The organism is Maricaulis sp. ABE4_448, from assembly GCF_056160825.1.
The window spans coordinates 320,982-333,276 of the sequence record NZ_JBSWXX010000003.1 but is presented as its reverse complement, the minus strand read 5'-3'; the positions used below and the strand labels follow the sequence as shown (position 1 = coordinate 333,276).

Genomic DNA, 12,295 nt, shown 5'->3' with positions numbered 1-12,295 from the left:
AGACAGAAAAAGGCCGGCCCGGTATCCCGGGCCGGCCTCTTTCGTCTCTCATCTGGCGAGTGCTAGTCCAGCAGTTCGCGGCGCATCGCGTCGCGTTCCGCCTCGCTGACACCGAGTGCGTCACGAAGATAGGCCTCGACACTGCCATGGTCGGCTTCGATCTGTTCGAATGCGGCTGACAGATAGGCCGGATCGGACGCCATGAAGGGGACGATGATATCGTCCGGCAACTGCGCCCAGAACGCCATCGGGCCCTCCGGATCGATGTGCTCGCGCTGCTCACGCAGATCCGCCATGTAGTCAACGATGTCATCGGACAGCGCATAATCGGCAAGGATGGTTTCGCGCGGAACGCCCAGCGCCGTCAGGATAAGGCCGGCCGCAATCCCCGTCCGGTCCTTGCCCGCACTGCAATGAAAGGCCAGCGGCAGGTCACCGGCCGTGATCCGTTCGAACATCACGGCGTAACGCGGCGCGAACTCTGCCGGTGCCTGACGGTAGAATTGCGTCATCGCGGCAGCAGACCGTTCCGGCGACATCTCGCCAGAAAAGGCTTCGGCGAAGCTGGACATATCGAGCTCGTAATCCCACTGGATATGGTCTGCAGAACCGGCCGCCCATTCGGTCGGCTCCTCGGACCGTTCCGAACTCGCGCGGAAATCGCAGATCACCGCGATGTCGAGGCCGGACAGGTATTGATAGTCCTGTGATGTCAGCTCATGCATCGCGCCGGAACGGTAGAGCCGGCCCCATTTGACACTTTGGCCATCCGCCGTGCGGTACCCGCCCAGATCGCGGAAATTGCGGCCGCCTTCCAGCGGCAGAACACGCTCGGCAACCTCGACAACATCGCCCTCTTCCGGACGCAACAGGAAGTAGGGACGGCCAGCCTGCGCCGGCGCATAGGCGAACCGGCCATCCTCATCGTCCATCGACAGCGAGGTCGCCGCCTCGACACCGGCACCCGCCTCATAGGCGACAAAGACGTCAACCGGACCTTCGAGCGTCCAGCTCACCGCGATGGTTCCGTCGGCATCCCGGACGGCTTCGGCCAAAGGAGCGTCGGCAGCGGCAGCAGCAGTCAGTGCGAGCGCGGCAACACCGGCAAACAGATAGCGATTCATGATGGGTCTCCTGAATTTTGGCGGCCGGACACCCGTGGGCATCCGGCCACCTGCTTCGTAGCTCGTGGGATCAGTAGTCGACACGGATGCCGAACAGGAAGCGGCGGCCATAGCCCTCCACCTGGTTCGGCGTGGCACGCGTGCCCGCATAACGGACATCGACCGCATCGGTGAGATTGTTGGCATTGGCGAACAGGGTGACGCCGACGCCGCCCGGCGTGGCCGGCAGGACGTAGCGCACCGAGGCGTCGACGCGTTCCTGCTCGTCCCAGTATTCGGCCAGGCTGTCATTCTCCGTCGTGGACAGCCAGGCATCGCGATACTGGTAGTTCACCCGGGCCGAGAAGCCGGCCTTCTCGTAGAAGAGCGAGGCGTTGTAGATCACGTCCGACGTGCCCGGCAGCGAGAAGCTGGTGCCCGAGAGCGTGTCGAAACTGCTGTCCAGAACCGTCAGATTGCCCGACACGCCGAACCCGTCGAACGGAGCCGGCAACAGGTCGGTGGCCTGGCCGATGAAGTTGAGTTCGAAACCGGAAAGCTCGCCCTCGCCCCCGTTAACGGGGCCAGCAAGCGTCCAGTCCTCGCCGGCGGCAGCCGGCAGGTAGAGCCCGCCATCGATCGTGGTCGTGTCGACATAGATCACATCGTCGACATGACGGTAGAACACGCCGGCCGAGAGCAGGCTGGCCGGGGCGAAATACCATTCCAGCGAACCGTCGAAGCCCCAGGTGGTTTCCGCATCCAGGGTCGGATTGCCGCCGGTGACGGTGCGGCTGGTCGGATCGACCGCCGCCGAAGCCCGCAGCTCGGTATAGGTCGGGCGCGACAGGCCGGTGGACGCGGAAACGCGGAATTTCAGATCGTCGCGCAGATCGAAATTGACGTGCACGCTCGGCAGCACATTCACATAGTCGTCGGAATGGGCGACGGCGAGTTCCGGACCGGCCGTGGTGTAGTCGGTCATCTCGACCCGGGCGCCATAGACAATATTGCCGCCGTCGAAATGGGTCGTGGCCATGGCATAGGCCGCGATGATGTCTTCCTCGATCTCGATCAGCTGGTCGGCCGCCGGATCGATGCCGAGACCGCCGGCCGCCGCCGACCAGGCCTCGCGCAGGCCGGCATTGTCGTAATAGGTGCCACCGATCGTGTTCTCGAAATCGGTATTCCAAGCCTCGCCCGTGTCGAAACTGGCGATGTCGACCGTGGACGGGAAGCCGCCGATGGCGAAACTCATCCCGTTCCCGACCGCTTCGCGGCTGTCATACTGGAAGCCGGTACGGATATCGGTGCTGCGGCCGAAAAGCGTGATCTCGCGCTCGCCGTCGAGGCGGACCTTCCAGGCTTCCGTGTCCAGAGCCATGTCGATGATGTAGGCGAGATTGGCGCCATAGGCGATGGTGGACGGGTTTTGCGCGGTCTGGCCGAAAGGCTGGAACACGCTCAGGCGCGGCGATTCCACGTCGCTGACATCGAAGCTCGCCGCGGCGGTACCGCCAGCGCTGTAGGCGATCGGCAGATCGGTGTCATTCGTGGTCTCGGTGAAATTGAGCCGCCCCTCGACGAACCAGTCACCGAAATCGCCGTCCAGACCCAGCGTCGAGGTCCAGGTCGAGTTGTGATACTCGCCATCCTCGAGCAGGCGGCTGACCAGGACCAGCGGCGCATAGCCGGTCTCGCCCGGTGTCGGCGCGGAACTCAGGGCGCCGGCACCGCCGGCAATGTCGAACACGTACTGGTTACGCTGTTCGCGGTCGATGAATTCGGAATAGAGCGTGGACGCGAAAACCCGGGTGACCGAGCCAGCCGGACGGAATTCCAGATGCCCGCCATAGGCATTGTCTTCGCGCTCGACGATGTAGTTACGGAAGTCCAGCTCATTGACGGTCAGCGTGCCGCTGGCATCCATGGACAGATCGAGTTCGCGGTTATCGGTCACCTGTTCGCGCGAATTGTGCGAGGCGAAGACGGCAAAACCGACTTCCTCACCGGACCAGGACAGGCGCGCATTGTATTTGCCGATATCGCCACCGCCGAGCTCCTGCTCGCCCATGCCGGCTTCTGCCGACACGCTGAGCCCTTCACGGTCGAACGGGTTGTAGGTGCGGATATTGACGAAACCCGAGACCGCCTCGCCGGGCATGTCCGGCGTGATCGCCTTGTGGGCCTCGACCGCCGAGGTGATCACCGACGGGAAGCTGTCGAAGCGCGGGATGCGGCCGTTTTCGGCGCCGAGCACATCAATGCCGTCGAAGGCGATGGCGGTCCAGCGGAAAGGCGCGCCGCGGAAGTTGATGAAACGGGCCTGACCCTGGTCGCGCTCGATCGCGATACCGGGAAGCCGGCCCAGACTGTCGGCCAGGTTCTGGTCGGGAAAACGGCCGATCGTGTCGGCGGAGATGACGTCGAGCACATTGTCCGATTCGCGCTTCAGCGCGATTGCGGCGGCCTGGGAGTCCCGGATCGGCGAGGCCGTGACCGTAATAACATCGGTATCGGCTGCGTCCTGGGCGCTGGCCGTGGCGAGGCCCGTTCCTGCAAGCGCCATCGAGCAGATTGAAGTGAGTAGATACGTACGCGACATGATCGCCCCCTGAGTGGATAACCCGGAACGCCATACCGAATTTGAACATTTGTACCCAATGAAGTTTGGACGACAATCACATGTCAAAACTGCATTGTTTTCGCGAAACTAATGTGAATATGTCTGCTATATGGTTGTTTTTTTGATCATTTGCAGAAGCCGGCAGATCACCCGCGCCGACGCTTCGGCTTCCAACTTCAATCAATTTGAACGATTGTACTCACTCGGCATAGAGCTGGTGTGCTTCCCCGAACACAGCTAGGCTCGCCGCCATGACCTTTCCCGAAACAACGACCGCCCGGATCTCCCCCCAGTCCGATGTCCGCCGCACCCTTGTCGATGCCGCAGCCAAGCTGCTGGCGCGGGGCGGGGTCCGCGGTGCAACGGCGCGTGCGATCGCCTCGGCCGCAGAAACCCCCGTGTCAGCGATCAACTATCACTTCGGCTCCAAGGACTCGCTTCTGATCGAAGCCGCACGCCAGACTCAACGCGAAGACGCCGACTGGCTGGCCGGGGAAGCCCGACAGGTTGACGAACTGGGTGCGGAACCCGATCTGCTTCCCGACTGGTTTGCTGCACTGTGCCTGCAACGTGCTGTCGCACGGCGGGACAGCACGCTGATCGCGGCCGACACATCGCTGCAAGGCGGGCGGTCTGACGGCTTTGCCGCCATTGCCCACGACTGGGATGCCGCCATAACCGGTTTCTTTGCCGATACAATTCCGGCTTTCGGGGTCGCTCGCGAGAAAGCGAGCATGTTCGCAGAATTCTTTGTAGCGGCAGCACTCATGGTTCCCGCACGCAGTGGGACAGGAACAACAGCCTGGGTGATTTCAACGGCGCACTACCTCGCCAACACGGCTCGCGGTCGCTGGCATGAAGCAGCGCCCTGGCGCGAACGGATCGAGCATCTCGCTATTGCCACCGACCAGCAGCGGGCTGGCCAGAGTCGTGTTCCGGACAACCCGACTGCTCAGCGCATTCTCGATGGCGCCACCCGTCTCCTGACCCGTGACGGTGCCGCAGCCCTGACACACAGGGCGATATCGGAGGAGGCCGGCGTGGCGCTGTCGGCGACGACCCGGTTGTTCGACGGGCGCGATGCCATCCTGCGCGCCACCTTCGAACGCATCTATCTCGGCTTCGTCCGGGAAATCGAGCAACAGCGGCCAGTCCTGCCGCCGGCCTCGCAGTCCATGGATGAGTTTGTTGAGATCATGGCGGAGCCACTGAGCCGCGCCGATGGACAGATCCGGCCGGAACTCACCGCCTTTGAAGAAACATTCCTGGCCGCACGGCGCGACCCGGAGCTCTCCGGATTGATGCTGCATCTTGCCGCCACACGCGGGACCACATCGGCGGCACTGATTGCTTCCCTGAAAAGCCCGCGAGCGCCGACGCGCACAGACGCCTTTCTCATGTCGATCTGCACCTTCGGCATGATCCGCTCGCTGCGTTGCGCCCCGCCAGAGCGCAGAAGCACGATCTCGCGCGAGCGCCTTCGAACGCGGCTTGCCGTGCTGTTCGGCGAAGACCCCGGCGCGGCCTGAACGCTCCCCAAGGCAGCATTTGACGCTTCACCCCGAAGCGCGTTCAATTCCCGCTCTTCCGTCGGCCGCACAAGGCCTGCGGACGCAAATGGGGATATCACGATGACACTGAAGCCAAGCCTGCCAGCCCTTGCAGCGTGCACCGCCGCAATCGCCCTGGCTGCCTGCAGCAGTGGCTCGGACACCGCCTCTTCCGGCGAATCCGGGTCCTCGGGCAGCAATTCGGGCGGATCCGGCGATATCGTCCGGATCAATCTGGATCCGTATCCGTCCACCTATACGCCGCGTCCCAGCGGCACGACGCTGATCCGCGGCGCCACGGTGCTCGACGGGATCGGCGGTCAGATCGAGAATGGCGATGTGCTGATCGAGAATGGCCGAATCGCCGCTGTCGGCACAGGCCTGGAAGCGCCTGACGGCGCGAGCGTGATCGATGGCGCGGGCCGTTATGTCACGCCGGGCATTATCGACATCCACTCCCATCTGGGCGCCTATCCCTCGCCGGGCGTGCATGCGCATTCCGACGGCAATGAGGCGACCGAGCCGGTAACCGCGGAAGTCTGGGTGGAGCACTCGGTCTGGCCGCAGGATCCCGGTTTCGAACATGCCCTCGCGGGCGGCGTCACCACGCTGCACGTGCTGCCCGGTTCGGCCAACCTGTTCGGCGGCCGCGGCATCACCCTGCGCAATGTACCGGGTCGTACGGTCCAGGAAATGAAATTCCCCGATGCGCCCTACACGCTGAAAATGGCCTGCGGCGAAAACCCGTCGCGCGTGTACGGCAATCGCGGCCGCTCGCCGGCGACGGACATGGGCAATATGGCCGGTTACCGCGCCTCCTGGATCGAGGCGTCGAACTATCGCGACAGCTGGCATGAATACTGGGAAGCGGCGGAGAATGGCGAGGATGTCGATCCGCCGACGCAGAATCTCGAGCTCGACACACTGATGGGTGTGCTGGAAGGCGAAATCCTGGTGCAGCAACACTGCTACCGCGCCGACCAGATGGCCCAGATCATGGATATGGCCGAGGAGTTCGGCTACCAGGTCACGACCTTCCACCACGCCGTGGAAGCCTACAAGATCCCCGATCTGCTGGCCGAGCACAATGTCTGTGCCGCCGTGTGGGCAGACTGGGGCGGCTTCAAGATGGAAGCCTATGACACGGTCCGTGAAAACCTGGCCATGACGCACGCCAATGGCGCCTGCGCCATGATCCACTCGGACGACGCCAACGGCATCCAGCGTCTCAACCAGGAAATCGCCAAGGCGCTCGCCGACGGCCGCCGTGCCGGCCTGGACATCTCCGAAGCCGAGGCCTGGGCATGGGCGTCCTCGCGTCCGGCGCAGGCTCTGGGCATCGGCGACGAGACCGGTTCGCTGCAGGAAGGCTATCGCGCCGATGTAGTGCTGTGGTCCGGCAATCCCTTTTCCACCTACACGCGGGCCGACCAGGTCTGGATCGACGGTGCGCTGAGCTATGACCGGCGCAACAGCGATCTCCAGCCCGTCCGCGACTTCATGCTCGGCCAGCCCGGCGAAGGAGAGCAGTAATGAAACAGCTGATTTCAGTTCTGGCGGCCAGTGTGGCCCTCGCTGCACCGGCTGCCGCCCAGACCTATGCCGTAACCAATGGCCGGGTCGTCACCAATACCGATGCCGGCATTCTCGAGAATGCCACCGTGATCGTGCGTGACGGCGATATCGTCGCGGTCGGTGCGGGGGCGGAAATCCCCGAGGACGCCACCGTGATCGATGCCTCCGGCAACTGGGTCACGCCCGGCGTATTCGCGGCCTTTTCCCAGCTCGGCCTGATCGAGGTCGCCCTGGAAGGCTCGACCACGGACGACAGTGCAGGCGAGTCGCCCTTCTCGGTCGCCCTTGATGTCGCCGACGGGTTCAACCCGGCCGGCACCTATCTGGCGACCAATCGGGTGGAAGGCGTCACGCGGGCAGCGATCTTCCCGTCCACCGGCCACAATATCTTCGCCGGCCAGGGCGCGCTGATCGACACGAGCGGCGATGCCGACTCGCTCTTCCAGGCCGGGAGCTTCGTCTATGCCGACCTGTCCGAATCGGGCGCCGGCCGCGCCGGCGGCTCCCGTCCGGCGGCCTGGGCCTTCCTGGAAGCCGCACTGGCTGACGCCCGCGGGTATCCGGGGCGCTTCTCGGGCGATCACCAGGGCGACGCGCTGAACCGCTATGATGCGGCGGCCCTGCTGCCCGTCGCCCGCGGCCGCGTACCGCTGGTCATGGCCGTCAATCGTGCAGCGGACATCCGCCGGGCGATCCGCTTCAAGGCCGACAATGCACCGATCCAGCTGATCCTGGTCGGGGCAGCGGAAGGCTGGATGGTCGCCGAGGAGCTGGCCGCGGCCGGTATTCCGGTGATCGTGGATCCGCTGGAAGACCTGCCCTCTTCCTTCGATGCCCTGGGTGCTTCGCTGCAGAACGCGGCACGCCTGCAGGCGGCAGGTGTTGATGTCGCCTATTCCACCGCCCCGACGGCGGACGGATACTTCAACGCCCGCCTGGTGCCACAACATGCCGGCAATGCCGTTGCCAACGGCGTTCCATGGGATCAAGCCTTCCGCGCCATCACGCTGACGCCGGCGGAAATCTATGGCGTCGGCGACCGCTATGGCGCCCTCGCTCCGGGCTATGCCGGTGATGTCGTGGTATGGGACGGAGATCCGCTGGAAGTGATGAGTGCACCGGTTGCAGTCCTCATCGATGGTGAGCCGACTGCGCTTGAATCGCGGCAGACACAACTGCGCGACCGTTACATCAATATCACGGACGACACGCCATACGCCTATAGACGCTAGGCTTTCGGCCCTGTTGCGTTGACACAACGAACGGTGTCCGTATTTTGCGCCCACCTGCGGCCGCGCCTTCACGGCGCGGCCGCTGTTCTTAGTGTGTCAAACAAAGGACGCCATGACGTTCGCTGAACTCGGACTGAGCCCGAAACTCCTCGAAGCGATTGAAGCTGCCGGGTATACCGACCCGACACCGATCCAGGCCGGCGCCATCCCGCCCGCCCTGGCCGGTCGCGATGTCCTTGGTATTGCCCAGACTGGTACGGGCAAGACCGCGTCCTTCACCCTGCCCCTGATCGAGCGCCTGTCGCGCGGCCGTGCCAAGGCACGCATGCCGCGCTCGCTGATCATTGCGCCCACGCGCGAGCTCGCGGCCCAGGTCGCCGAGAATTTCGAGACCTATTCAAAGGGTCAGAGACTCTCCATGGCGCTGCTGATCGGCGGCGTTGCCTTCGGGCCCCAGGAAGAGATCCTCAACAAGGGCGCCGATGTGCTGATCGCCACGCCGGGCCGCCTGCTCGACCATTTCGAGCGCGGCAAGCTGTTGATGAATGGCGTGCAATTCCTCGTCGTCGACGAAGCCGACCGCATGCTGGACATGGGCTTCATCCCTGACCTCGAACGCATCTTCAACATGGTACCGCCGCGCCGCCAGGTGCTGTTCTTCTCGGCGACCATGCCGAAGGAGATCAAGAGCCTCGTCGACCGCTTCCTCAACGACCCCGAGCGGATCGAGGTTGCCCGGCCCGCCACAACCGGCGCGAATATCCAGCAATATCTTGTGAAGTCGGCATCGTCGGCCGCCAAGGACAAGCGCGCTGCCCTGCGCGCCGCGATGAACCGCGACGGCGTGAAGAACGGCATCATCTTCGCCAACCGCAAACGCGATGTGGACATCGTTGCCCGCTCGCTGCAGCGCCACGGCTTTTCTGCCGCCCCGATCCACGGCGATCTGGACCAATCCACCCGCACCGCAACGCTGGCCGGCTTCAAATCCGGGGAACTGCGCTTCCTGGTGGCCTCGGACGTTGCTGCGCGCGGACTCGACATCCCTGATGTCAGCCACGTTTTCAATTATGACGTACCGCACCATGCCGATGACTATGTGCACCGCATCGGCCGGACCGGCCGCGCCGGCAAGACCGGCGAGGCGATCACGATCACCACATCGGCCGACGACAAGTCGCTGAGCGCCGTTCTCAAGCTGATCCAGCAGGACGTCCCTGACTTGCCGCTGGAAGGCATACAGGCTCCGGCACCGGGCACCGAAAAGCCGGCTCCCCGCAAAAGCCGCAGCACGCGTAGCAGCAGCAAGACGTCTGAAAAGACAACCGAAAACCCGGCTGAAAAGCCCGCGGAGAAACCGGCAACTTCGGCACGTGACGACAAACCGTCCGGCAACCGGCCTGCCCGCGAAAGGTCGCGCCGGCGCCAGGATCACGACGATAATCGCGTCGTCGGATTTGGCGATCACGTACCCGACTTCATGACCTAGATTTGGCTGCGTGCCGCCGCCCCGGTATCCGCCGGAGCGGCGGCGGACCACCCGCTAAAATCGTATGAAACGCCAGAACAATCTGCGTCCGCCTCATACGATATGAGCAATTTTTACCTCTTCTTTTCCTTTCCCCCCTAGTCTCCGGATTGTCGCGGACGAAGAAGCTCGTTCGCCAAGGGAAGGACGTATCTCGTGAACGGTCGATTGCTTGGCAAGGAAGGACGTGAGTTCGCGCACAAGGCGCTTGAGCTCATGGATCAGTTTGACGTCGCTCCGACGCCGGAAAACTACGCTGTCTGGATCTGCTTCGCGAGCGATACCAATCCGGAACTGTGTGAAACCCTGCGGACCCATATCGAGGCCGGCGAGGCCTTCAGCGAAACCGTCAACGCGGAACTCTTCGAACAATACTTCCAGTGGAAGGCCATCCAGGATGCGATCCTGGAAAGCGGCAGTCTGATGAGCCGCGAGCTCGGCGCTGTGAAACAGTCGCTGGAAGCGGCCGAGCGCGACACTGTTGCCTACGGCAAGGCCCTGGAAGGCGCCACGCACGAACTTGTCGCCAGCCCGGATGCCGCCGGCATGAAGCGTCTGGTCGAATCGCTGGTCTCCGCCACGGCGCGCATGCAACGGCGCAGCCAGGCGCTCGAGGACAAACTTCAGGCAACGTCCAACGAAGTGACCCAGCTGAAGACCCACCTGGAACGGGTCCGAGAAGAAGCCATGACCGATGCCCTCACCGGCATCGCCAATCGCAAGCGCTTCGACGAAGCACTGCGCCGCGCCCGCCGGGCTTCGGAGTCCGACGGAACGCCGATGAGCCTGATCCTGTGCGATATCGACTTCTTCAAGCGCTTCAACGACACCTGGGGTCACCAGACCGGTGACCAGATCATCCGTTTCGTTGCGGGCTGCCTGACGCGTCACTCGCTGGAACACCATGTCGTGGCCCGCTATGGCGGCGAGGAATTCGGCATCGTGATGCCGAACACCGATACGGCGACGGCGAAGGAAATCGCGGAAAAGATCCGCAAGACGGTCGAATCGAAGAAGCTGCTGCGCAAATCCACCAATGAGGATCTGGGAAATATCACGGTGTCGCTCGGCATTGCCGGCTATCGCGACGGTGAATCGATCGAGGAACTGATCGAGCGTTCGGACGCCAATCTCTACAAGTCCAAGACGGAAGGCCGGAACCGGTCCACCGGCGACGAGACCACGCCCAGCCGGTCTGCCGCCGCCTGATCACGCTGTCTCTGCTGGAAAAGATAATGCCGCCTCAAGGGCGGCATTTTTCTTTGCGGCTCTATCCGTCGGCCGGTGGCTGGGTCGACTGGAAGCTTGCCCGCGAGGCCCAGGCATCATGCAGGGCCACCAGTCGCGGACGGCCCGACCGCCAGTCGCACTCGGGATAGCGGAAATCGAGATAACCCAGCGCTACGGCCATGGTCAGCGGCCCTTGCGCGTGCGGATTGTCCGCCTCGCCCATGCCCGCCTCCAACTCGTCCAGCGCCCGCTGGATGCCGCGCTCGCGCCGGCCGATCCAGAAATCCGACCGGATGCCTTCATCGCGCACCATCTCGACCCGGCGCATCACCGTGAGATCGAGCAGCCCGCTGCCCAGCGCTTCCAGACGGCGGTCCGTCCAGTCGCGAGGCCAGGGCTCACCGGCACGCTCGGCGATATAGTCGGCAATCAGGGCGCTTTCGGTCAGCGCCTGGCCGTCATCCATCAGGAGGCACGGCACGCGGCCCAGCGGATTGGCCCTGAGCAGGTCCGGATCATCATCAAAGGGGTGGGCCTCCACCTCCTCGATCGCTTCTCCCAGAGCGAATTCGCGCACCATCACCCGGCATTTGCGCGAATAGGGCGAGGTCGAGGAGATGATCAGCTTCATGGAGATCAGGCACTCACGGCCGGGACGATGGTGACACTTTCCCCGCAGCCGCAGGCGTCGGTCTGATTGGGGTTGTTGAACACGAATTTGGCGTGCAGCGGCGTCACTTCATAATCGATCTGGGTGCCCAGAAGAAAAAGCAGCGCCTTCGATTCCAGCACGATCTCCACACCCTTGTCCTCGACGCGCTCGTCCAGCGCCTCGGGCGCCTCGACATAACCCATCTCGTATTCCATGCCGGCACAGCCGCCATTCTTCACACCGACCCGCAGGAAGCCGGCGCCGCGATTGGCCATGATCTCCTTGACGCGCGCAGCAGCAGCATCGGTCAGAGTGACAGCCTTGGGTCTTTCGCGTCGGGTCATCGTGCTTCGCATCCAGTTGCGTCTAGAACATGTTCAGCGCCAGCCGCGCCTCGTCGGACATGCGGTCCGGCGTCCAGGGCGGTTCGAATGTCAGCTCGACCAGGGCGCGCTCGACCCCGTCGACCTTCTCCACGGCCTCCTGGACCCATCCGGGCATCTCGCCGGCCACCGGACATCCCGGCGCGGTCAGCGTCATTTCCACCTTCAGGGTCCGGTCGTCTTCCAGATCGACCTTGTAGATCAGGCCGAGTTCGTAAATGTCGACCGGGATTTCCGGATCATACACGGTCTTGAGCGCCGCGACGATATCATCGGTGATGCGCGCCAGCTCGTCCTGCGGGATTGCGCCCGCAGGTGGTGAAACGGAAGCCGCCACCTCGGCCGGCGTAGCCGGTTTGGCGGACGTCCGCGGTGCGGACAGATCGATCATGTCTCGGTCTGTGGTCTGGGTCATG

The 12,295-nt window shown here is 63.7% G+C and carries 10 protein-coding genes; 5 read left to right on the top strand and 5 right to left on the bottom strand.

The genetic code is table 11. The features are described 5' to 3' along the window. Nucleotides 1-62: 62 nt before the first annotated feature. Nucleotides 63-1,124, bottom strand: a complete 1,062-nt coding sequence (locus tag ACXAJV_RS10665) for a tyrosine-protein phosphatase (protein ID WP_475085162.1) — start codon at nt 1,122-1,124, stop codon at nt 63-65. Between the two features lie 70 nt (nt 1,125-1,194). Continuing rightward, nucleotides 1,195-3,708, bottom strand: a complete 2,514-nt coding sequence (locus tag ACXAJV_RS10660) for a TonB-dependent receptor (protein WP_475085160.1) — start codon at nt 3,706-3,708, stop codon at nt 1,195-1,197. A gap of 272 nt (nt 3,709-3,980) precedes the next feature. Here ACXAJV_RS10660 and ACXAJV_RS10655 point away from each other — a divergent pair, with 272 nt between their 5' ends. From ACXAJV_RS10655 to ACXAJV_RS10635, 5 genes are all read left to right on the top strand, one after another. Continuing rightward, nucleotides 3,981-5,258 carry a TetR/AcrR family transcriptional regulator gene (locus ACXAJV_RS10655; protein ID WP_475085158.1) on the top strand — a complete coding sequence of 426 codons (1,278 nt, stop codon included), beginning with the start codon at nt 3,981-3,983 and terminating at the stop codon, nt 5,256-5,258. Between the two features lie 102 nt (nt 5,259-5,360). Then, a complete protein-coding gene (locus tag ACXAJV_RS10650) occupies nt 5,361-6,812 on the top strand; it encodes an amidohydrolase (RefSeq protein ID WP_475085155.1) in 1,452 nt (483 codons plus the stop codon). Next, nucleotides 6,812-8,086 (top strand): amidohydrolase family protein, encoded by a 1,275-nt coding sequence (locus ACXAJV_RS10645; protein ID WP_475085153.1) that lies wholly within the window; start codon nt 6,812-6,814, stop codon nt 8,084-8,086. Before ACXAJV_RS10650 ends, ACXAJV_RS10645 begins: the two co-directional genes overlap by 1 nt. 112 nt (nt 8,087-8,198) lie before the next feature. Continuing rightward, complete coding sequence (locus ACXAJV_RS10640; protein WP_475085150.1) at nt 8,199-9,575, top strand: DEAD/DEAH box helicase; 1,377 nt, start codon at nt 8,199-8,201, stop codon at nt 9,573-9,575. 255 nt (nt 9,576-9,830) lie between these two features. Then, entirely contained in the window at nt 9,831-10,823 is a 993-nt protein-coding gene (locus ACXAJV_RS10635; RefSeq protein ID WP_475085148.1) for a GGDEF domain-containing protein, read from the top strand. 61 nt (nt 10,824-10,884) lie between these two features. On the opposite strand, the gene ACXAJV_RS10630 is transcribed toward ACXAJV_RS10635, so the two are convergent. From ACXAJV_RS10630 to ACXAJV_RS10620, 3 genes are read right to left on the bottom strand one after another with little or no spacing between them, the layout of a single operon-like run. Further along, on the bottom strand, nt 10,885-11,475 hold the full coding sequence (locus ACXAJV_RS10630) for a glutathione S-transferase N-terminal domain-containing protein (protein WP_475085144.1): 591 nt from the start codon (nt 11,473-11,475) through the stop codon (nt 10,885-10,887). A gap of 5 nt (nt 11,476-11,480) precedes the next feature. Further along, the gene (locus tag ACXAJV_RS10625; RefSeq protein ID WP_271186800.1) at nt 11,481-11,840 is read right to left on the bottom strand and encodes a HesB/IscA family protein; all 360 of its coding nucleotides are present in this window, start codon (nt 11,838-11,840) and stop codon (nt 11,481-11,483) included. 22 nt (nt 11,841-11,862) lie between these two features. After that, nucleotides 11,863-12,294, bottom strand: a complete 432-nt coding sequence (locus ACXAJV_RS10620; protein ID WP_475085142.1) for an SUF system Fe-S cluster assembly protein — start codon at nt 12,292-12,294, stop codon at nt 11,863-11,865. Nucleotide 12,295: the final 1 nt, after the last annotated feature.